This window comes from Candidatus Zixiibacteriota bacterium, from assembly GCA_029860345.1.
Taxonomy (GTDB): domain Bacteria; phylum Zixibacteria; class MSB-5A5; order GN15; family FEB-12; genus JAJRTA01.
This window is the reverse complement of the sequence record JAOUBJ010000005.1, coordinates 240,666-263,950: the sequence shown is the minus strand read 5'-3', so window position 1 is coordinate 263,950 and position 23,285 is coordinate 240,666. Positions and strand designations below refer to the sequence as shown.

At 53.8% G+C, this 23,285-nt stretch carries 15 protein-coding genes; 9 read left to right on the top strand and 6 right to left on the bottom strand.

Annotated elements, in window-relative coordinates:
- Positions 1-18: 18 nt before the first annotated feature.
- Positions 19-2,034: a hypothetical protein gene (locus tag OEV49_07455; GenBank protein MDH3890907.1), complete on the bottom strand. Its 2,016-nt coding sequence runs from the start codon at positions 2,032-2,034 to the stop codon at positions 19-21.
- Positions 2,035-2,345: 311 nt separating this feature from the next.
- Here OEV49_07455 and OEV49_07450 point away from each other — a divergent pair, with 311 nt between their 5' ends.
- Positions 2,346-3,344, top strand: a complete 999-nt coding sequence (locus tag OEV49_07450; GenBank protein ID MDH3890906.1) for a zinc-dependent alcohol dehydrogenase family protein — start codon at positions 2,346-2,348, stop codon at positions 3,342-3,344.
- 521 nt (positions 3,345-3,865) lie between these two features.
- Here the strand turns inward: OEV49_07450 and OEV49_07445 are convergent.
- Entirely contained in the window at positions 3,866-5,041 is a 1,176-nt protein-coding gene (locus tag OEV49_07445; GenBank protein MDH3890905.1) for a dipeptidase, read from the bottom strand.
- A 353-nt stretch (positions 5,042-5,394) separates the two neighbouring features.
- Between OEV49_07445 and OEV49_07440 the strand changes: the two genes are divergently transcribed.
- From OEV49_07440 to OEV49_07410, 7 genes are all read left to right on the top strand, one after another.
- A complete protein-coding gene (locus tag OEV49_07440; protein MDH3890904.1) occupies positions 5,395-7,959 on the top strand; it encodes an OmpA family protein in 2,565 nt (854 codons plus the stop codon).
- A gap of 121 nt (positions 7,960-8,080) precedes the next feature.
- Positions 8,081-8,938 (top strand): right-handed parallel beta-helix repeat-containing protein, encoded by an 858-nt coding sequence (locus tag OEV49_07435; protein MDH3890903.1) that lies wholly within the window; start codon positions 8,081-8,083, stop codon positions 8,936-8,938.
- 89 nt (positions 8,939-9,027) lie between these two features.
- A complete protein-coding gene (locus OEV49_07430; GenBank protein MDH3890902.1) occupies positions 9,028-9,942 on the top strand; it encodes a tyrosine-type recombinase/integrase in 915 nt (304 codons plus the stop codon).
- A 9-nt stretch (positions 9,943-9,951) separates the two neighbouring features.
- Complete coding sequence (gene hslV / locus OEV49_07425) at positions 9,952-10,488, top strand: ATP-dependent protease subunit HslV (GenBank protein ID MDH3890901.1); 537 nt, start codon at positions 9,952-9,954, stop codon at positions 10,486-10,488.
- On the top strand, positions 10,485-11,834 hold the full coding sequence (gene hslU, locus OEV49_07420) for an ATP-dependent protease ATPase subunit HslU (protein ID MDH3890900.1): 1,350 nt from the start codon (positions 10,485-10,487) through the stop codon (positions 11,832-11,834). Before hslV ends, hslU begins: the two co-directional genes overlap by 4 nt.
- A gap of 431 nt (positions 11,835-12,265) precedes the next feature.
- Positions 12,266-12,934 (top strand): hypothetical protein, encoded by a 669-nt coding sequence (locus OEV49_07415; protein MDH3890899.1) that lies wholly within the window; start codon positions 12,266-12,268, stop codon positions 12,932-12,934.
- 10 nt (positions 12,935-12,944) lie between these two features.
- Positions 12,945-14,747 carry a hypothetical protein gene (locus OEV49_07410; protein MDH3890898.1) on the top strand — a complete coding sequence of 601 codons (1,803 nt, stop codon included), beginning with the start codon at positions 12,945-12,947 and terminating at the stop codon, positions 14,745-14,747.
- Between the two features lie 66 nt (positions 14,748-14,813).
- On the opposite strand, the gene liaF is transcribed toward OEV49_07410, so the two are convergent.
- Positions 14,814-15,542: a cell wall-active antibiotics response protein LiaF gene (liaF, locus tag OEV49_07405; GenBank protein MDH3890897.1), complete on the bottom strand. Its 729-nt coding sequence runs from the start codon at positions 15,540-15,542 to the stop codon at positions 14,814-14,816.
- Between the two features lie 162 nt (positions 15,543-15,704).
- On the opposite strand from liaF, the gene OEV49_07400 reads away from it, so the two are divergent.
- A complete protein-coding gene (locus OEV49_07400) occupies positions 15,705-16,271 on the top strand; it encodes a DUF4416 family protein (protein MDH3890896.1) in 567 nt (188 codons plus the stop codon).
- Positions 16,272-16,525: 254 nt separating this feature from the next.
- Here the strand turns inward: OEV49_07400 and OEV49_07395 are convergent, their stop codons facing one another.
- From OEV49_07395 to OEV49_07385, 3 genes are all read right to left on the bottom strand, one after another.
- Positions 16,526-19,312: a tail fiber domain-containing protein gene (locus tag OEV49_07395; GenBank protein MDH3890895.1), complete on the bottom strand. Its 2,787-nt coding sequence runs from the start codon at positions 19,310-19,312 to the stop codon at positions 16,526-16,528.
- A 592-nt stretch (positions 19,313-19,904) separates the two neighbouring features.
- A complete protein-coding gene (locus OEV49_07390) occupies positions 19,905-22,022 on the bottom strand; it encodes a hypothetical protein (protein ID MDH3890894.1) in 2,118 nt (705 codons plus the stop codon).
- A gap of 342 nt (positions 22,023-22,364) precedes the next feature.
- Entirely contained in the window at positions 22,365-23,267 is a 903-nt protein-coding gene (locus tag OEV49_07385; GenBank protein MDH3890893.1) for a hypothetical protein, read from the bottom strand.
- Positions 23,268-23,285 lie beyond the last annotated feature (18 nt).

Here is a 23,285-nt window from a genome sequence, read left to right as displayed (position 1 = left end):
ATTCTCCTGGCAAGACATCTATGGACGAACATCGAACAGGTAGCGAACCTGCACGCCGACTTGTGATTTGTCGAGGTCGGACGGGGAGGCGATATCTGCACGGGTCGAGTGCAGATTGCCGTAGCCATCGACGAACCATTCCCGATTGACGGGGTATGTGAATCTGAGCTTCAACTCAAGAGTACCGTTACTCCGAATGGGGTCGGCATTGTACGAAGCTGACTGCACAAAGCGGAGTTCCGCCTGACCTGTAACACCGGGATCGATAGCCAGGCCGGCGGCAATGTCCAGGCCGATGCGCGCCGTGTTTCGCGGATTGCGCAGCAGGAAATCGACGTCAACAATGTCCTCGTCGAAGGCGTCGGCCCGCTCGGTATCAATGAACGCCTTGGCGCCCAGGATAGGTCCTATCGACAAGGTGCGCAGGAAACCTTTCGAGGACCGCGACCAGCCGAAGTGGTAATAGACATCGACCGTGTGAGCCGGATGAACATTGGAGAACCTAAGCGAGTCATCCTTGTCCGAGGCTTCGATGTAGTATCGTGCGGCCAGGCTGAGTCGCTGATAAAACCCGGACCCGACAGGACGTGAGTTGCGGCGATACTTGGCCTGGGCAAAATCGAACCGGAGCGTGTCCTGGTGCATCCGGTAGACCAGACTCAATTGAGTCAGGAGCATTTTCTTGCCGCGCGAGGTCGAGTTGTATTTCAATTTGAAATCGGTCTTGTCGGCATCGTCGAGGTTGGGATACTTGTACATCTGTACTTCAGGCCCCCAACGCCTGCTGCCGGTGGCGCTGCGCCGTTCGGAGTAAAGATGCAGCTTGAGCCGATTGTTTTCCATCGGCGAATCATTGGCGTTCGGCATTTTGAACTGTTGGTAACTCACGCCGATCTGCGATCCGCCGGGTGAAAAAGTATACACGACGCGTGGATTCATTTCGGTATGATCGGAGATTTTGATATCGTTCGACTTCTTCAGGTAGTGCAATTGCATTTTGAGTTGACCGACACCAATCGACATCAAATCGACGGCGGTGAATGAGAGGGTGTTGTAATCGGCGGCACTGTTTTTCGAGTAACCTCGCGAATCCCGCCGGAAGACTATGCTGGACTTGTGCCCGGAGGTCTGCGCCGCCACCTGAGCGAACAGGCCGGTCTGGCTGTAGTCGAACACATCGAACTTTTTGTCATCGTATTTGAACAGATCAAAACCGCCGGACAACGAAACCTGCGAGGATAGGTGGTGAGTCAGGGTGGCGCCAAGATTGGTCTGGCCGATCTCGCGACGCATGGTGGTTTTCTTATGACTCAAGTGTGCATCGATACCGGTAGCCGCTCCGGGCGTGTAACGTCCCATAAGACTGAGGCTGAGATCGGTTGAAGAGGCATCGATACCGGGCCCGGCGTTTGGTCTGGTGTGCTTTGAGCCCCCCAACCCCAGTGACAGCTCGCCGTGAATCTGAGCAGCTGGATCACCCGGTACGCTTGCGGTAGGTTTGAGAGGCTCGGTCGGTGGACCGAAGTCGTCGATAGATCGGTTCCAATACTTGCCGACGTGTCCCCGGTATTTCTCCAAGTCGCTGGTCATGGTGGCCAACTCGTTCCTGAGGTCGGCGACCAAGTCCGAAGAGCCTGCCTGTTGACTGAGCTCAGAATTCAGATCATTCAACATCGACTCGGCCTCATCGGCATTGGCATGAAAGCCGTCGACCAAGGGTTTGATACGAGCCATAAGATTGCGTGCGTCCGCTGTGCGGCTCAATATGGGTGATCCATCGCCTGACCGACAAGCAGCATCGAGTTGTTTGATCTGTTTCAAGATAGCCAGGGTCAATCCGCGAGAGCGGTTGACTTGACGGGTGGCCTCATCGAAGCTCTGCTGAAGTTGAGTATCGGAGGCCGCCAGCGTGCCACCGCCAGCCAAAAGCGCGACGAGAATCGCGAAGATACTTGTGTACAACGCCCCGGTTCCTCTGACTTTGTTCGTGTTCATGGGCAAATCAAATCCCACTGAATCCCGATCGGTTCTCATTCAAAATCTCCCTCTCTTGGGTCGACCTTTGCGAAGTCGAGACAGCCGTATAATAACGACCCGATCAATATGCCATCAATTTGGACACTGCCGGTCGTGGACACAAGATTGAATGGTTCAGGCACCAGCCGGACACGGCATAATCGTATCTTGTCATCTCTCAACAATCGTCCCTGCATCTACAATCTGAACCAAAGGAGTCTTTCGGTCAAGATATTTCTTGCCAGCTTATAACTGTCTGGTTACATCTTGTGATAAGGCGATCCGATACGTTAACGGATTTGTTGGCTCTTTGTGAAAGGTGTTCAGTGATGCGCGCCATGGTTCTCAATCAACGATGCACTCCCCTGCAACTGCTGGATATGCCGCTGCCGACGGCTTCAGGTGAACAGTTGTTAATCAAGGTGCACGCCTGCGGTGTATGCCGCACTGATCTTCATGTGGTCGACGGTGATTTGACGCAGCCGAAGTTGCCCCTGATCCCGGGTCATCAGATCGTTGGTCGAGTAGCAGCGACTGGGGCCAAGGTGGATCGATTCAGGGTGGGCGACAGAGTTGGTGTTCCCTGGCTGGGGGGAAGTTGTCAATGTTGTGACCACTGCAAAAACGAACGGGAAAACCTGTGCGATGATTCCCGTTATACCGGCTATCAAGTGGACGGTGGCTTTGCCGAATTTTGCCTTGCCGATCAGCGTTTCTGTTTTGAGATACCTTCAGATTACGGCGACGTTCAGGCAGCACCGCTATTGTGCGCCGGTCTGATTGGATACCGATCCTTGCGCATGACAGGTGAGGCCAGGCGTCTGGGTTTTTACGGTTTTGGCGCCGCAGCGCACATTCTGACTCAAGTGGCATGTTATCAGAAACGAGAAGTGTATGCCTTCACCCGCTCGGGCGACTTGGAGTCGCAATCGTTCGCCCGTGAATTGGGAGCAATCTGGGCTGGAGATTCTGAAGAGGAGCCGCCGGTGATGTTGGATGCTGCCGTTATTTTTGCGCCGGTCGGTCATCTGGTGCCGACAGCTCTGAAGGCGGTACGCAAAGGAGGCGTTGTGGTCTGTGCCGGAATCCACATGAGCGACATTCCTTCCTTTCCATATTCGCTGCTATGGGGAGAGCGGCAGCTACGGTCGGTGGCCAACCTGACCCGACGCGACGGTGAGGAATTCCTCTCTCTGGCGCCGGAGATACCTATCCACACCAAGGTGCATCCCTATCGACTGGATCAGGCCAACGAGGCGCTGGACGATCTGCGCCGGGGACAACTCACCGGTGCGGCAGTGATAGTGGTCGATACAGATCAGGATTGATGTACGGTTATCTGCAGGTCCGTCTCACAGCCTCAAGTCCAAAAGTGGAGCGGGTCCTGACATCCCGCGCAAGGCGGGATTCTCCTGAGTCATTCATTATGCGGAACCGGCCGGGTTAAACATCGGTTAGGGGGTAATCGAATTGTACAACAACTTGAAACGATAAGCAGTAGGTCAGGAGCCCTGTGCTCCTGACTCGCCAATCCGTCACTCCCGCCGGGGCTGTTCGTCTAAGACCTTGTCCCGTGAGAGCAAATCGCCTATTCCCCTGTGCCCAGTACACGATAGGTTGCATTGATCAACCTCCTGCCAGTCTGGTTCAGACGCCGCTTTGGTACTGGTTCAGGTATGGCTTCACTCTCGGGCAGCGGCGGGGCTTGTCTCCGGCGGCTGGGTCTTCCTGAGCGCAGACGAAGGGTGACATATTACCCGGGGCGACATAAGGCCGCCCCTCAACGCGTCGATATGTCAACTCACCAGTCGTTCAGTTTTGGGCCGGGCAATAGAAGCCAACTCGGCAGTCAACCACCACACACCTGCTTAAAGACACGCATGAAATTGCCGCCGAGTATCTTACCAATGTCCTCATCGCTGTACCCCCGCACGATCAGCTCTTTCGTGAGGTTCGGCATCATTGAACAGTCATCCAATCCACTGGGCATACTCGGCACACCGTCATAGTCCGATCCGAGGCCGACATAGTCCGGGCCAACCAGCTTGACGATGTAATCGATATGGTCGACCACGGTGCCGACATCGACAATCCCTTCAAGCTGTGCGTAGATAGAGTCTCTCAGCGGTTTGCGGGCCACCCGGTAGAGGCTGTCGTTGTCGGCGTAAAGCGCCTTCAGCGAATCGAACTCAGCGCGGTGTAAACCCCACAGTGAGTCGGCGAGGTCGGCGAATTCGGTAGATATGTATCCGTTGTAGAAGATGACTCCGATGACACCGCCGTTGGCCGCGACCGCTTTGATCTGCTCGTCGGTCAGGTTGCGGTCGTGTTCATAGATAGCGTGAACACCGGAGTGCGAGGCAATCAGCGGGGCCGTCGCAACTTTCAACACTTGCTCCACCGCCTCAACCGACGCGTGCGAGATATCGACGATCATCCCCAGTTCGTTCATCGTGCGGACAACATCGCGCCCGAAATCGGTCAGACCATCAAAAGCGGGCGCCGTGTCGGCTGAAGATGTCACCCATTCGCTTGACGCCGTGTGGGTGAGGGTCATGTAGCGCACACCCCGTTCGTAGTAGTGTTTAATATTGTCCAGGTCACCGGCAATGGCCACGCCGTTTTCGATGCCGAGTACGGCGGCGATTTTACCTGAGGCGATTGCCGATTCCGCATCGCCCGCGGTGCGGCAGATAGCCATGGCCTCGGAGTGACGGTCGGCGGCGGCTTCAAGGGTGTCGATCAGCAGATCGATTTTCGGTCGGCAGGAGTCCCGCTCGGTATCGGTGTTGATCCAGCAGGCGAAAACCTGCAGGTCGACTCCACCCTCCTGCAGTCGAGGGATATCCATGTGGCCTTCATCGCCACGTAGGCTGATATCGGTGCCGTTCTTCATGCGCAGCACCGTGTCCGAGTGCATGTCGGCGACCAGAGCCTTTCGGTGCAGCGCCAGGTAATCGCGTTCGATCGGAGCGCAGCCGAGCAGCGCGATAGCCAGGATTAGACAATAGATGTGTTTTTTCATGGGCCCAAACTACACAACTTGGGTTCGGATTGCAAGGGGGTAAGCAAAACCTACACTGGGGACCGGTCAGCAACATGTCATCAAGAAAACTCCCAACGTTCGGACGACAGAACGGTCTCAGCTGACTATCGGTTGTGAATAAGCGAGACGGCTAAATGAAAACCAATTTCATCCAGCTCTTGACAGGAAGCTCAGAATGTAGCATATTAGGCATTCAAGAGCTTAATGCCAAGATTTGTGGTTAGGAAACTTAGGAGTCGTTTAACTATTGTGCTCAGTCAAGGCAGGACTATAAGCTCCATGATCTCCGGAGGTTATATCCCGGCGCAGGGCTGAATGGAGGAATCATCCAGATGAAAAGGCTAGTATTGTCATTGGTGTTACTCATGTCTGTGTATATGGGCTACATCCTGAATGTGCAGGCGGAAGATGCGACGTCAGATTCCATTAGTTTGGATACACTGAGTTATGGTTCCCTGATTGGGTATCTAAAGGCTCAGGGTGATACAGTACGAGGCGCGACCGAGAATGAGGCTACAGCCAAGGACCTACATGATTGGTTCGACCGAAGACTTCTGGAATTGAATCAAGAGTACGACACAGTTGGCCGCGGCTATCGCCTGGCTCCTCTGGGCATATATAAGACCAAGCGGGATTTAGTGAAGCAGAAAACTGCCAGATGGAACTTTGGTGCTGAGTATCACTATCCCTTGAATACTATGAATGGGTCCTTCAAGGTATGGTCTCATGATTTTGATTCAGCCGGGAATCTGGAATTGTATGCAAAGCTGTTCGTCGGTTTTGGAACTTCCAAGATCGTGGATTTGGATGTCGAAGCTGCATCTAACTTCGGCGTCACCCTCGAGCTTTTGCGCGACAAGAAAGATACGACGAAGAGCAACTTGTTTAACCTGTTGGCTGGCTTCACTGCTGTTTATGTCAATCCCGAACAGGGAGACGACGGTCACGGCTTTTATCTTTACGGGGGGAACCGGATGTTCCTGGTCAAAGATATGCTCAGTCTTGACCTGAAACTGGGAATAGCAGGTTGGCGAGGAGGGTTCAGGAATAATTCGCCGCCTGGTGGGTTCATCGGTGCCGGGCTGAACGTTCACAGCCTGGTAGATTGGACGGCTGTCGCTAGTCCCATGCCGCGAACCTTTGAGGTTGGGTTGGTTGGAAACGTGTCTCTGAACACCCTGGGCTGCAAACTGCTTCTACCTCTGAGACTGAAAAAAGGGGTCTCGCTTGCGCCTGTCGTGGAGTACGGTCGAGAGCTGGGTACTGAATCTTATGACAACGTCATCGGAGTGGGCGCCGAACTCCGGCTGTTCGGTGATGTCAGACAGTCTGTTTTGAACCCGTATGTTGGCTTTCAGCAGGAGTGGCTGACCGGGGGAACCAACACCAGCAGCGGTTTATCAGTCTACTATGGGTCGAGGTTGTATGTCGGTAAGGGAAGACATGTGGCCCTCGATGCCAATTTCGGCCCGACTTTTTGGCAGAGTGACATCCAAAACGAATATGGTCTCAAGGACTGGATGGGTCGGGTTGGAGTCGTGGTTTCCATCGGGGGAGTCAAGGAGCATTTGACCGCGCGCGGAGCGATCGTGACCCGAGCCGGCGCTTGGGGCACGAACGCCGTTGACAGCGAGAATTTCGAACGACTCACTGACGATGATCTGCCAAAGCGCGACGGAGAGGTGCGCGTGTACGGCTTGGAGGAGGGCTTAGATACAGAAGTGCCACGTTCTGTAGTGGATAGCTGTATCGACTACAATTCGTGGCACCCCCCTTGCGTCACCCCGCCAACTGACACGGTGTATTTGGATACGTGCCCGCCGCCACTTAGCAAAGTCGGCGACATCACGGACCTCAAGTTCTTCAAGATTAACCTCGACTTTGGGTTGGACGTGGACCCGCTTAACACCAAAGCCGGACTGCTGAATAGAGGCGGCTCGGCACGAGATAGTGTATTCATCGCTGTGCTCTTCGATAACCGCAACACAATTGTCAAGAATCTGGACAGTAGTAATACTCTGTTTCATTTTGTCGATCTGGATAGTTGCCAATACTTCGGATACCGATGGGATAGTACTCTATCACGACAGCCGGAGTTTCGTGAGCTTGGCCCACTCGGCCGATCAATCGGTCCCGCCGGTCAGCCATACATGGGTAGATACAATGAATACGTACAGCCCATGAACTGGCTGGATAAGGATACTCTGTTGGGTTACATCCATGGAAAAAGTGTCGAAACTGAGATATTGAGAGTTATAAGCGAAGAAGCTAAAAAGAAGGGTCTTTACCCATTGGAAAGTGGCAAATACCGGGTTGGGTATGTCAGGTACCGGGAGAACACACTGGCTAAGTTGGTCGATTACCGCGAAACCTCAAGTCTGGGTGTGACGATTATGATCGGCAAGGATCAGGACAGGAAAGCTCTGGCAAGTCTGACAGACAGATGCGGATTTGAACTGTCACCCGTAACGCCGGACACTTCGACAAAATCCGAACCACTCGGTGATTACTATTTCTCCAACCATGTCAAAATGGAAGATGTTTTCGATAGTTACCCTTTTGAATCTGACGATGTAATCGTTGAGTACTTTGACACTTGTAGTGTTGTGCTTTCAACTGACCAAGAGCGCTACCTTGACACTACGGTAGTCAATAGGCTGAAGAAGTACCCGGGGGAAGCTGTGTGCCTTTCCGGCTATGTAGATAAGATCTACTGTAAGTACGAGGGTGGTGATAAGTACCAATTGGCCCATGACCGAGCAGAGAGTGTCGCGGACTACCTGAAACAGATGGGGGTCCCGGAAGATCAGATCGCAGGAGTCAAAGGCATCGGTTTCATGGATCCCCCGCGGGGTGAAGGAAGAGACCGTTGTGTCATTGTGAGGTTCGTAGATTAGCTGAGTAGCACTTGGTGCCATAGCCCGAAAAGTCAGGAGGTTTGCCCTCCTGACTTTTCTATATCTGCTTGACCATTGGTCGGCCGGTGGCTAATATACATCTGTGTAAAGGTGGTATAAGATGAAGCCTGCAGTTTTCATGGGCTGTGTTCTTGTCCTGTCACTGATTGCCTGTTCTGATCCCTCAACCGACAGTAAGCCCGATCCTCGCCCGCCACCGATCATCCGAGTTCCGTCACAAGCACTCACTCTTCAGGAGGCGCTGGACATGGCAAGCACCGGCGATACAATTCTGATTGCCCCAGGAACCTATCGGGGTGAGGGAAACAGAGACCTCTCGATGCCGGACAAGTCGATTACTCTCAAGTCAGAAAACGGCCCCGCGACAACCATATTCGATTGCGGGGGATCAGCGTTTGATAACCACTTCCACCTCTCTTTCAACAGTACTTCGTCGACCATTGGAATCGTGGGGATCACTTTCCGGGGCGCCTATGCCGGCCACGGTGCGATCCGCTGCCGGTCGGCCGCTCCCAGGTTTATCAATTGTATTTTCAGAAACAACGAGGCAACGATCAGCGGGGGTGCCCTTCGCTGCAAGGCGGCCTCACCGTTGCTACAAAACTGTACTATGGTCGATAACAGTTCCATGTCGGGCGCCGGGCTGTTTCTTATAGCCGGGTCGAGACCACGACTGGAGAATTGCGTTATCTCACACAGCGACCGTGGTGAAGCTATCTATGTATCCGAGGGCAGTTCGGTGCCGTCGCTGGAGTGTTGCAACCTCTACGGCAATGTCGGCGGCGACTGGATCGATCATATAGAAAGTCAGGCGGGCGTAACCGGCAATCTCAGCGCCGACCCACTGTACTGTAACCGGGACCTCGTCGGTTTGCGGCTACAACCCGACTCACCCTGCGCTCCCGACAACAACGCCTGCGGCGAGCTTATCGGAGCCGGGCCAGAAGGGTGTCAGTAGGCATGGCGATAATCAATGATCCTTCTCAGCCACCCACTCCCACCCTCAAATGAATTGACCGGGAGGGTTGTTTTGGATATTATCCGCCTATGTTGACCAAAGCTCTGGAAAGCTTTCTGAAGGACCTGACCGACACCAAAGGCCGCGCAGCGCGCACCGTTGAAGCCTACCGTCGCGATCTGTCACCGTGGGTCGGTTTTCTTGAGAGACAGTTCAAGGCCCAACCATCGGCGGCCAAGAACGACCCGCTGTTCTTGCGCGTCTACCTTCGTGAGCGTTCCGAAGGCGGCGTATCCAATCGTTCGCTGGCTCGTTTTTTGTCGGCGCTGTCGAGTTTTCAGAGATTCATGTTACCACACCAGAAGTATCAGCCGTACTTGTTCAAAATCCCTAAGATGAAATACTCAGCCGATATTCCCCGCTTCATCTCGCAGAAAGATGCCATCAAACTGTTTGAACAGGGGGGTACACGCGAGGACAAACAAAGCTACTTCTACCGCCGTGATTTCATTATGGTGTCGCTGTTATATGTCACCGGAATCCGCCGGGAAGAACTGGCCGCAATCAGTCTGTCCGATATTGATCAGAAGCGCGGAATGATCACGGTGTTGGGCAAAGGGAACAAAATCCGGCAGGTACCGGTTGGCGACAGGACGCTTTCGGATCTCAGGCAGTATCTGGTTGCGCGGACGGAGTTCGCATCATTGAAAGAGAGTGCGACTGTCGCTCTCTTTCTCAACCGTAGTGGTGAGCGACTAAGCATCCGATCGGTGGATCGGCTGGTCGGGAAGTTCGCACGAAGCGAGGGGGTTGATTTCACACCGCACACTCTGAGGCATTCTTTTGCCACTCATCTGCTCGAAAACGGCGCCGACCTGATGTTGATCAAAGAGATTTTAGGGCATTCGTCGCTGTCGACAACGCAGAAATACACGCATGTCACTGCTGAAACGATGAAGAAAACATATCGTAGAGCCCATCCCAGATCGGGCTCGTCAGAATAGAGGACAAAGATGCAGACACGTTCGACCACAATTCTCGGTTTGATACACAAAGGCCAGGCGGCCATGGCCGGTGACGGTCAGGTAACCTTCGATGACACCGTGCTGAAAAACAACGCCGTCAAGATCCGCACCATGTCCGACGATAAGATTCTGGCCGGTTTTGCCGGAACGGCTGCCGACGCTCTGGCGCTCTATGAACTTCTGGAAAAAAAGATCGATGAATACACCGGCAATCTCCCCAAAGCGGCCGTGGAATTGGCCAAAGAATGGCGCACCGATAAGATGCTGCAGAAGCTCGAAGCGGTTATCGCCGTCACCGACAAAGAACATATTTTTCTGTTGTCCGGTACCGGTGACGTGATCGAGCCGGATGACGGCATAATCTCAATCGGTTCCGGTGGACCCTTTGCGTTGGCAGCGGCGCGTGCCTTCATGAAAGCCAATCCCAAAATGACGGCCGAGAAGATTGTCCGGCAGGCGATGGAGATCGCCGCCGATATCTGTATCTACACAAATCATAACATCACGGTGGAAGCGATCAAATGAACAACAACTTCCCGACTCCAAAAGAGATCGTCGAGCATCTTGACAAATACATTATCGGTCAAGCCGATGCCAAGAAGTCGGTCGCCATAGCCTTGCGCAATCGCTGGCGCAGGCAGCAGGCCGACGCAGAACTGCGCGCTGAAATTATGCCGAACAACATTATCATGATCGGCCCCACAGGTGTCGGCAAAACCGAGATAGCGCGGCGGCTATCCGAAATGGCCCACGCACCGTTTATCAAAGTGGAAGCATCCAAGTTCACCGAGGTGGGGTATGTTGGGCGCGATGTCGAGTCGATGGTGCGCGACCTGGTCGACATATCCGTCAACATGGTCAAGATCGAAAAATCCACTGAATGCGAATCAGAGGCTGAACAAAACGCAATCGAAAGAGTCCTCGAACTGCTGCTCGGTCCGGCACCACGCCCAGTAAAGGGTAAAGTTGCCCCTGCTGACGATGCCGACTCTCGCAAGCGCACCCTGGCCAAGCTCCGTCAAAAACTGTTAGACGGCAAACTGGACAACCGCACCGTTGAATTGGATGCACCGGCCAAACAGTTTCCGGTGGTCGAAGTTTTCTCGCCCATGGGTATGGAGGAGCTGGGGGTGAACTTTCAGGAAATGTTCTCAGGACTCATGCCACAGAAAACCAGACGGCGCAAAATGACGGTGGGTGAGGCGCGCCGGTTCCTCATGCACGAGGAGTTGGACAAGCTTATTAGTATGGATGAGGTAATCGCCGAGGCGATGGATCGAGTACAGGAGGCGGGGATTATTTTCGTCGATGAGATCGACAAAATAGTCGGCGAAAGCAACAAGAGCGGGCCCGATGTCAGTCGCGAGGGCGTTCAGCGTGATATCCTGCCGATCGTCGAGGGCTGTTCGGTCATGACCAAGTATGGCATGGTGCACACCGATCACATTTTGTTCATCGCCGCCGGTGCTTTCCACGCCGCGAAACCGTCGGACCTGATTCCAGAACTGCAGGGACGGTTCCCGATCCGCGTCGAACTTGACTCGCTCAGTGCCGAGGATTTCCAGCGCATCCTGACCGAGCCGCGGGCTGCATTGATCACGCAATACAAGGCGCTATTGCAGGCAGAGAATGTCAAATTGGAGTTTAACAAGCGAGCGATCAAGAAAATCGCCGAGTACGCCGAGCGGGTCAACACCGAGAACGAAAACATCGGTGCGCGACGTCTGCACACGGTCATGACCACGCTTTTGGAGGATCTGCTGTTCGAACCTCCGGCTGATAAGAAGAAAGTCACGATCTCAGAGAAACAGGTCGAGGCGACCCTATCCGAGATTCTCGAAAATGAGGATTTGAGTAGGTATATTTTGTAGGGGGGAAGTTGTTGGTACACAAGGCCAATAAAGATGCGAGCGGTGATTGTTCGCCAAGCCAAACGCCGGGAAACCTTGACTATTAGCGGCCAAATAGCTATATTGACTTGTCTGAATTACTTCATTTGCGCTCTGGTATCTTACGAGTTGATTCACCAGGGCAGGAACGTCCTGTCTTCGAGTTGTTGATGAGAACTATGTGCAGTATTGATGGCCGACAGCAGTGGTTTGGCGACCGGCCCTCGGACTCGACTGGTTTAAAAGTGGCAACCGCTGCCCCGTTGCGACGTATAAACATCATGAAAGGCGGGTCAGTCAATCATCGACAGAGGGAATGTAGAAACGTTGGGTGTTCGGCAGCTTTCGACAGTGGATCCACCATGGAGAACTCTCGAGTATACATGCCGGCCTCGCAGCTTTAGAGGTTCAACGTGGAAGTCAGCATCTTGGTTTCTCTGGCGATTGATCCTGCTGATCTGTCGTTTTCCACATCAACAAACCACTTGACACGTCAATGGGGCCGTTTTATACTTCCGCCGTTCAGAAAAAGCAGGAGCTGTCTCTATAACCTGACGGAGGAGAAGATGACCGGTCATATGGTTGTATCATTACTCGCACTGCTCACCATCCCTCCCTTGTTGCTATTGGCCAACTTAATTGCTTCAAAGATATGTGTGGTTCGCTGGTATCGCCTCAGTGAGAGGTTCTCGGTAGAGACATTAGAGGGAGGATCAAGTGAGGTTCCCAGTCATCTTTCGAGGAACGCATGGGCATGGCCATATGCCGCTGCCCTAAGTGTCGTCGCCTTTCCACTTTACTCCGCTTGGCGATTCTTGAGTCTTGCTGCCTATGAGCAGTGGACCCCTGACGCCTTGCCGTCCGAGAAACTCTGGACTCTTGCCGGTATTTTTCTGCTCGGGTTTCTGGTGTTAATTGGTGTTCGCATTGAACAAACGAAGGCTCAATTCCGCAAAGGCGATGCCGATAGTAGCAATGGATGGCCGTGGCTAAGGATTTTGGGGGCGAAAGCCAGTATCTTTTTTGCGGCTTATTGGCTGCTGATAGGGTTTTTTATGCACCTTGTGTTTTTCAAGAAATAGGAGTGCTTACGTGGATAGTTCATTGAAAAAGGATGCGGATGGATCCCCTACGGGGATCAGCAAAGAGAATCTGGATGACTTTGAGCCTTGGGAGGTGATTATCCCGATTGCATTCATTGCCCTTGCCGCATATATTTCCATGAATCTAAGCAGTATCATACATATAAACAGGAATAGTTGGATTGTTGCCGAGGTTTTGATCGGCTTCGCTGTCGTGGCTAGCACTTTGCCCCTATTGATTTCGTTGAGTGACAAATACTTACGTGGGCGACCTCATGTCTACCGTCTTGTCGGTGTAACGATTTCCGCTGTTTTGGTTGCGTCTGGATGCTATGGTTCATTGTCCTCCATTGTGGATCGACAGCGCGATGGCAGAATAGAGGAATTTGCAATTGCTACAAAGTCCGACCTGACGCCATGGCTGAAAGTCGAACCAATAGTCCATTCATTTGTTAAGGGACGACCAATCGATTTCTGGAACCCAGATCCCGGCATCGCCACGGCAGTGGCCAACAACATGGACTTGGTCACGGGTCGCTCAAGGGTAGCCGTTCCGGTGTTTGCCAATGATCTTAAAACGTTTGCGCTGTCGGCGAAGATACCAGGTTTGGATTTCATGCGTGGCGAATCGGGGCGTCTGTCTATAAGCGGGGGAGCCGATGCCGGTTGGGACATCAAACTGTTTCAAAGTGATCCTGTCGTCAAGCATGTGCCGGACGACACCCTGCCGCAGCAGGCTGAACACTACGATTTGCGTGTTGCCATTCGAAAGTACAGCACCAACGACAAAGCAATCGATGAGTTAGTCGAGGGTTATCGAGAATACGCTAAGTTTGATGAAAACGGCCTCCGATCTGCGATCAAGCATTTCAAGGCTGCAATCAGTCATGATGCAGAATTCGTGATAGCCTACGCTGCATTGGCCGATGCATATCGACAACTTGTGCAGCGAATGTGGGACACTGACCCCACACATGACCGCTTAGCGGAGGAGTACATTGAGAAGGGCTCGGGGTTGGACAAAGCTGACAGCTCGGTAGCTTTTCTGAGATCGGCTGCGGTTGTCGAAATGAGGAAGGGTGAGCACCTTTTTCGTTCAATAGCTGATACCGTGGAAGTCACAGTAGCTAACCGCGACACTGTGAATACGGAGATGAAAATACCGGCTATGATGCCCGATGTCATGATATACTTCGATAGCGCCTATAGACTGTTCGAGGCTGCCCTTTCGCTATCCTCAAGTTGCCCGGTAACACGCAACAATTTCGCCCTGTCAAAAAACTCCCTGGCCAAGATGTGGTTGGAAAAGGAGCATTTGGAAGAGGCTAGACGGGTGAACTCACAAGCCGATTCTATCTTGATGGAGGGCATTCGCTCCAATGACGTGTATCCTCCTTTTTACATCAATCGCGCCGCAGTCATCCTTACGGATTACCGGATTGAAATCAAGCGTGGTCTTCCCGGGGCAGATATCGGCGCCTGTCTTGACTCGGCAGAGGTTGCTCTCACCCATGCCATTCGGATATCCGATGAATCAGGTGAAAGCCCGTCTCCCAACCTGGGGTTCGCGTTTTACAACCTCGCCTGCGTAAGGTCGTTGCAGAACACACCGGAGTCGCGACGGAAATCGATTTATCTTCTCAAGATGGCCTTTGACGCCAACGGCGCAAATTTCTGTGGACACCAAAGAACGGATCCGGACCTTGTCAACGCTCAGCGACACGAACCTGAACTCTATCGAGAAATGCTCTTCAATTGCGATTGCTCTGACGAACCGCCCCATATGGACAGGGTGATAGCTGATATTTACTGATGCTTCGCCGACCAGTCAGTCTATACTCGGCTGGCAGTCCGCTGACCCAGAAACACTAACCCCCATCTACACCTTGTGCACTTTGATGTCGCCGATGAAGTTGTGCGCGGCGATGTACAGCTTGCGCTCGGCTGAGGCATAGTCGGCGGTCTGAAAATCGATATTGTTTCCGAACCCGGAAGCACGCCGGTCGGTCAGTTCGACATCCCCGATGAAATTGGAACAACAAGCAAAGAACGGCATGTCCGGCGGTACGAAGACACGCACATCACCAATGAACCCCGAGATCACCACTCGGTTCAAACCAGGCGACAACTCCCCCCCGGCCAATCTGATCTCAAGATCGCCGATACCCAAAGACATCTCGACATTCTGCAGGCAGCGTCCGTTTAGATCGACCACCATGTCACCGAGCAGCTTGCTGTACTTGATTTTGCCCGACGGGTCGACATGCGGCGCCTGTGAAACCGTCGGCCCGGCATCGCCGACAAAGGCGGTCGAAGCGTCACTTGCCTGACGTTCGGCAAACCTGGCGGGATCGTCAGTCCTGCCACCAGGCGGCGTCTCGGCCGGTCGATCGTGGTCGGTGCCTACTGTAAAGTGAATGTCGCAACAGTCGTAGGCCTGCTGACGTTTGCGAATCACCAACCAAATCCCTACACCGATCAACAAGAACGGCAGTAATAGGCTAAAGATACCATCGTGAGAAAACCAGAACAGCCCGGTAGTCCGTGCCAACAACAGTAGACCGATAAGTACTAAGGCGATTCCGAGTATTGCTTTTCTTAAATTCATAAGCTGCTTCTCAGGGTATGTTCATACCCCGTAAGATACGCAATATCCACCGAGCGGTTGCCTCTGGCAAGGATTTATCTGAGCTATTGACAGATTGGCTATCCGCGAAATCGGCCCGATAGTAGGGTTTTTGCGCTTTGCAGTAGTTTTTTTGGTTGATTTATGCCGCTTTACGTCGAATTGTCCTGTATGGCGCGAGTGATGGAACCACCTCCCGGCAAGCTGATCCTGTCGATCATCTATTCTTCGATGGACGCTCTTTCGGACTGTCTAAAGACACTGGAACGCCGCTTCGGGCGGGTTCAGTTTGAAACCGCCGAAATCGAGTGCGCCGTTGCGGAGCGATACAAGGAGGAGATGGGGAACAACATCTTTCGACGATTCTTTTCGTTTGAGCAACACACGCCGCGCTCGGCCCTGACCTCGATCAAAGGGACCTGTCACAAAATCGAGCCCAACTTCTCCGACCATGTCGACGACTTTCATTTTCGCACGGTCAATATCGACCCCGGTATTATGACGCCGAACAATTTGGTGATGGCCTCGCATCATGAGTACGGCCACAGTATCTATCTGACCAACGGCGTCTACAACGAACTCATGCTGGTTTGGTCGCAGGGACGATTTGTGCGTCTGCCCTGGACGCCGGCTGATTTCTACGATAACGAAGCAGTCGATCTTTTTGAACGAGTGCGAGCAACTTTCGAGTTGGTCGAAGAGCCGGTGTAGCTTCGTCCGTTGTATTCCCACAACAGGGTCAGAACGCAACCTGCATCTCTTGCAGGTCAGGTCTCTCTTCTCTTAGAGACCCGACGTCAAAGTCGGGACCGCAAGGAGCCCCGACCTACTGAGATCTTTCCTGTAGGGCGGGTCCGTCTTCGCCTGCGCGCCGCGGCGGGAACCCGCCACATCGTCAGGACCGCAAGGGGTCTCGACCTACGAAGAGTGGATTCCGTGTCAAGCACGGAATGACATGTCCTTACTTAGTTGCCCGAACCGGTTTTCTCAACCGCCTCCAGGCGGCGCTTCAAGGCCTCGTTGTCACTCTTGAGTTCTTTGACCGCTTCGATCAGCAGTGTGGTCAGTTTGGCGTAGTCGACAGACTGAGCATCGACACCGTTTTCTTCGTAGTGGACGACTTCGGGTACGATCTGTCCAACTTCTTCGGCGATGAGACCGATATCGTGTTCACCGGTCTTCTTCCAGTCGTATGATACACCCCGAAGTTGCAGTACACGGTCAAGCGCGCCTTCAAGTGGCTGGATGTTTTCCTTCCAGCGGCGGGAGCTGTAAGTCCCCCATGAATCGGCTATCGGATCGGTGGATGAAAACTGCTGCACGGTCAGGATGTTCGGTGTCGACGACACTCCTATCCCAACATTACCTCCGGCGGTAATACGCAAGTGTTCGTCGAAAGTTGAGCCGTTCCAGGTGCCCATATTCAGAGTGTTGTTGGTTGGCCAACTGATATCGGCCGATGCTCCCGACAGGTGCAATGCCACGCCATCGGCGTTCGGTCTGACATGCAAAGCACCGGCGGGAGCGGTGGTTCTGATCCCTACGTTGCCATCGGCAGTGATTCTCATTCTTGGATTAAATATCGATCCGTTCCAGTCTCCGAACTGCAGTGACTGGCCGGTAGGCCAGGCAATATCGCGGTCGGCATTTGAGATATGCAAGGCGATACCATCGGCGGCATCGGTGACATCCAGGCGACCGTTGGAACTCGGGGACGAGTACCCGACTGTTAAACTACTCTGAACGACAACATCGTCAGTAGCTTCGATAGGTCCCTCGACATATACACCGGACGTTCCTTTGAAGTGCCCCGCATAACCGGAACCAGTATTCTCACCGTATATGGCGTTTCCAGTACCGGTCAGTACCGCTTTGACACAATCGACGTCGTCACCTAAGGCCTGGAATATTCCGGCGTGGCTACCATTGTGCCCGTAAGCATGCAAGGCGGCGTTCCAGACGGAAACAGAGCTCTGTGTAGTTCCAGAATAGAATCGGGCCGCTGTGCCCATGGTATTCCTTACCCTCAGTGCGGTCGCGGCGCCTACGCCGTTCTTCTCGACAATAAGCTTGGGCCCATCGGTGATTAACCTACTGCCGATCCTCACCTGAGCACTGGTATCGACCTGATCTATGAAGTCCCCTTGCTGAGTCCAGGGTGAAGCATCAACTCCGGGCTGCCAGGAAGCGTTGCCAAAGCCGTCGGACGTCAACACGTGCCCGATTGCTGCCCCTGAGGGTAGCGTGAGCGGGCCAGTAACTTTAAGGTCACCATCAATTAAAACACCTTGTCCGCCACTAAACCTTCCGGAGTAACCAGTACCGTATGCATTAGTGCGCAGCGCTTCCCCACTGCCACTCGAAGTCGCGACTATACCTTCGCCGCTTCCGCCTGCAGAGAAAAAACCGGCGTTGTTATCACCACCGGATCTGGCATAAACAGCTGAGTGTACACCGGGCGAGGTCGTACCGGTATCGCCCGAGAAGAAAGCCGCCGCGGTTCCGAGGCTGTTTCGTACCCAGAGAGCCATGGTGGTGTTTGTCCCCTTTGTTTGGACGCTGAACTTCTTATTGGTAAGGGGAGCAGTAATCCCGACAGCTCCCTTGGTTGCAGTGTCGCTCAGGTAAACCGTCGACCCATTGAAGCTCCATGGTGAACCGGCGGCCGATTGCCAGGAAGCAACACCCAAAGCGTCCGAAGTCAACACCAGACCATTACCTGCTCCGGTGGGTAGCTTGAGTGAACCAGTGGCTTCAAAGTCACCGTCAACTTTGAATCCGAGTCCACCCTCGAAGTAGCCGCTGTAACCGGTTCCGGCGGCGTTGCCGTGAACGGCGCTACCGGCCCCGTCGGTGCGAGCAAACAAACCGAGACCCTCGCCCGCTGCACGAAATCGACCGGCATAGGATGGGCCGTCGGCGTATGCATTTACCGCCGCAGAAATGCTCGAGTAGCTTAGACCATCAGCACCAGAAAAGAATGAACCAGCCGTCCCGGTCAGGTTCACGGCCTGGAAGGCTATGGTGTCCATTGTGCCGTCGGTGCTGACCTGTAGACGCCGGTTGCCGAAGGCTGAGCCCATGGTAACACGACCGAGTATATTAAGCCTTGTCGAGTCGAAGTTGATGAAATCCAGCTCAGATGTTATTTCCGGAGTACCTCCACTTATGTGTAGTTGACCATCGACATCGAGAACGCCGCCGACACGAGCGTTACCGTTGACATCGAGTTTTTCGGTCGGTGTGGATGTGCCAATCCCGACGTTGTCACCGGAGGATGTCAACCGTACGGTGGCCCCATCATCGACCCAACCGGGGTTAGTACCACTTCCTGGGGCTGCGTACGCGTATGCCGCTGTATCGGCCTTAGCCGCAACCAGTGCATAAGCTACCGATACAATTGTGGTGCGTGGGCTGTTCTCCGGTCCGGCCCCGAGTTGGACACCTAAGAGTCGCGTTGACCCATCAAACAGGTCCGGGCTCAGATTATTGTAGGCTCCCAGAAACACCTGAAAGAGCCCGTCGGTAACCGTCACCGGTGGATGCGTCTCGGTCCAGAGGACAGTATTGGTGCCGTCGTCGGTGTATAGAGTAAAGGTCATGGCTGCCGTCGTGTCGATCGGGTTGCCGACATCATCGGTCAATCGACCCTGGTAGTTCATATAGGGTGGCACAGCGCTTAGGGCAGCCACGGATGTTATGAGCATAATGATCACTGAGTTGAGCAGAATTGTCCAGTTACTCTGTCGCATGTTTTGTCTCCGTAAGGAAATGGTTTATGCAGTATAGTCGGTAGTTAGCGCCGGGCGCTTGATCTGTTGTACGGTGACAAGATAGGGGATAAAGGCGTGGTTGTCAAATGTTGGGGAGCGGGAGGACCCATGCCTCGACTCCGCTCGGCATGACAGAGGGGGAGCTGCTGAGCGGTTCCCGTTTCATGGTTCGACTGCGCTCACCATGACAAATACCGTAGGTCGAGACCCCTGTGGTTTCGACATCGCGCGAAGCGCGATTCTCTTTTCTGCATCTGCATCCGCTAATGGAAAACAGAAATCTGTCAAACGGACTCACCATAAGTCCTGGTTATCGTGAATAGTTCCGAAATGTCGCGACCCGCCTTCGGCGTCGGGTGGCCGTCTCAAACCTTGTTTGGGGCGGATGCAATCATCTCGCGAAAAATCACCCCCAAGCCGGGCTTGAGAGTGCCACCCATTAACCTCACCCTGAGCGGAGTTGAAGGGTGAACGATGGCGGTTTCGGCCACAGACGCACCACGCAAGAGAAGATGGATTCCCGCCTTCGCGGGGAGAAGGGGCCGCGAAGCGCAAAGAAGCGACTTGTCACCTACCGTCCCACTTCCTCCGACATCGCCTCTCTTTGCTCACGCATCTGCGCCTCGATTAGTTCGCGCTCGGCTTTCTCGGCTTCTGCTCGAGCACGAGCCGCTTTTAGTTCCAATTCGCGGAGATCGACCTTGTAGAGTGGTGTAGAATTGTTCGCAATAGCATCGTCACTGTTGTGATCTAACGGTATCAACTCTGTGTTGTCAAAGCGGCCCGCATCGTCCGCAGCAATCGTTGTCGCCACTTCACCGTAAGAGGATGGGTAGAATACCGCAACCATTCTGACATCATCGGCGGAAGCTGTGCCAACTTCGGTTCCACCAGGTGTATTCCGACGGCCTCGCAGGTAGAATGTATGTGTGCCAGCTTCTTTGTAGAAAACGTTGTTCACAGCAACCGAGTACTTGTGAATATCATTGCTTGAGTATCCTGGCATTCCTACCGTCACATACGGTGCCGCCACAGCACCGTCTGCGACATCGTTGATTTGGAATGCCGCATAGAATTTGCCTGTGTAACTATAGAGCTGGGCTGTGCAAAATGCTGTAATATGAACATAGCCCGCCGCTGGGGTGGTCAAAGTAACTGTTTCCACATCTACACCTGCGATAGGCAGAGAGACCGAGGTAGTGCGAAACTGAACGGCGATTCCCGGCTCGTCGAGAATCTCATCCGAGCTGACGGAACTATCCGGCAGATTGACGGCTCCATCCCCCACCGCGGTACCGGTGACTCCCAGATCACCGTCCACCAAAACGCCTGAACCACCGCTGAAGATACCGGAAAAGCCGGTGCCGTAAGCACTGGAGTATAGAGCTGTTCCGATTCCCATTGCCGAGACTGAGATACCGTCTCCGTTTCCTTTAGCATCAAACCGACCGGCATAGTTGTCCCCTCCAGCACGGGCATAGACGGCGGCCGGTGGGGAAGGCCAAGTATTGCCCCCATCTGCCGAAAAGAAGCCGGCTGCGGTACCAGTGACATTCCTTGTCCAAAGAGCCATGTTGTCATCTATGCCGTCAGTTAAAATGCTCATTTTATTGGCCGATGGAAGATCCGACACTCCAATCATCGCCCGCGAAGATGTATCAGTGAGATATGCCACCGTGTCGTTGGCCGACCAGGGTGAGCTTCCCGTTGAAGCCTGCCAAGCAGCAACTCCGGTCGCGTCGGACGTCAACACGTGGCCGGCCGATGCACCGGTGGGTAGTTTGAATGAACCGGCCACATCGAGGTTTCCATCAACTTTTACACCCAAACCACCAAGAAAACGACCGGCATACTGAGTGCCGGTGGTCTGTGCCCTGAATGCATCTCTGGAGCCCGCCGAAAAAGCATAGAGGCCGAAGCCATCTCCCACAGCCGAGAAGTTTCCAGCCGTTGCATCGCCACCGGCTCGGGCATACACGGCGGTTGGCGTGCCGGGTGCTACGTTGGCGTTGGTGCCCGAGTAGAATCCTGCGGCGGTTCCGTTACTGTTGGTACCCCAGACGGCAAAACTGTCTCCGGTTCCGGAAGCATAAGCGGCGATACTCTTTCTGCCAAAAACCGGCCCGCCAAAGGCGCCGGTGCTGGTAGCCCAAATATCGCCGTCTACTACCAATTTGGATGAAGGCGAACTGGTTCCTATACCGACGTTCAAGCTGGAGTTATTCAGATAGGCGGCGCTGCCGTTCGATGTCCAGGGTGAACCGGACGCAGGCGCAGCCAAAGCGAAGGCCGCGGTGTCAGAGTGAGTCGCCCGCCGGGCGTAAGCTACAGAAACGATCGGTACGCGAGGATTATATTCCGGGCCATCGCTGAGCCGGATTGCCAGATACCTTTCGGTGCCATCAAACACGTTGGGACCCATCTGAATCACTGTTCCCAATAGTACACTGAAGAGTCCATCGGTTACGGTCACGGACGGGTGGATTTCGCTCCAGAGCGGAGTGCCTCCGGTAGAGTCATCGTAAACCGTGAATGTAACATTCACAGTGGTATCTAACGGATTACCGGCATCATCGGTCAGTCGGCCTTGGTAGTTCATGTAGGGTGGAACCGCACTCATGGCAGTTGCCGATATCAGGATCAGAATGATGGCTGAATTGAGCAGAATCGTCCAGGAACTCCGTTGCATGTTTTGTCTCCGTTAAAAGTGGTTTATGCAGTAGTGTCGGTAGTTAGCGCCGAGCGCTTGATGTATTGTACGGCAGCAAGATACGGGATAGATGCCGTCTTGTCAAACTTTGGCGGGGCTTGTTGCACGTGTGGCCGAGTCTGAAGACTCGACCACCACAACGATAGTCATGGTTGTACAGTAGTCGTGTGACAACTTAAGCTCACAATGAGGTGATTGTGTGCGAAGAGCGAAAGACACGGCTTGACCGTGTCACCCTGAGCGGAGTCGAAGGGTGAACGACGGCGGGTCCACGCCGCGGCGCGCAGGCGAAGACGGACCCGCCCTACAAGATTGTATTAGCTACCAACACGGCTCCGGCGGCGGGCCGATGTAGAAAACATATTCGATGAGATATACAAGGTCGACGATTTCAATTACATCGTTGGCGTCGAGGTCTGCCTCATGCAAACATGTAGGCGCGGGACCTTGGTTGAACATATAATCCACCATATAGTACATGTCAGCAATGTTTGGCCGGTGATAGCCTATGCCGTCGACGTTGCCCCTGCGAACGCAGCAGTAGTCATCGCAGGCGTCACCGAGGCCGTTGTAGTTGCTGTCGCTTTGGTCGGGATTGTAGACCTCTTCGCAGTTGTCGCAGCCTGAGTAGACGCCGTCACCGTCGGAATCGTCGCCCGGAAATACTGCTATCTCGTAGCAGTACGGGCCGCCCCAAACTGGTATGATAGGCACGTCCGGACCCTGAAAGGTCCACGCCCAGATGCCCGATTGTGGCCAGTAAGAACTGTCTACACAGAGCGTACGCCCAGCCTGACTGTCGTCGAAGCGACCGACCGAAACCATGAAAGCCACGAAGTTCTCGCCGGGCGCGATCCCTGGACTGGTCATTATACTACCACCGAATCCGATGGTATCCGCGCCCGACCCGGTCACGCCGAATTCCCAGACGCCGCAGATAAGATCGAACCAGTCGCTGCAATCGAAACGCCACTCTCCGGTAGTGGTGTCCCACTGGGCGCCATCGGGAGAGTAGACCCTAAAACCGTTGGTCAAACCTTTGACCCTGTAATCCCAGTCATTGTGAATGCGAAACTTGAAGATCACATTGGTGCCGGTGCAGAGATAGCCACCGGAATGCTGTCCCTGGAGTTCATCGAGTGTGACACTGCCGTGGTTATTCTGGGGAGCCACAGCAATCGGCAACAGTACAATCGCAATGGTGAAAATAAGTGTAGATTTCAACTTTACTACCTCAGCGTG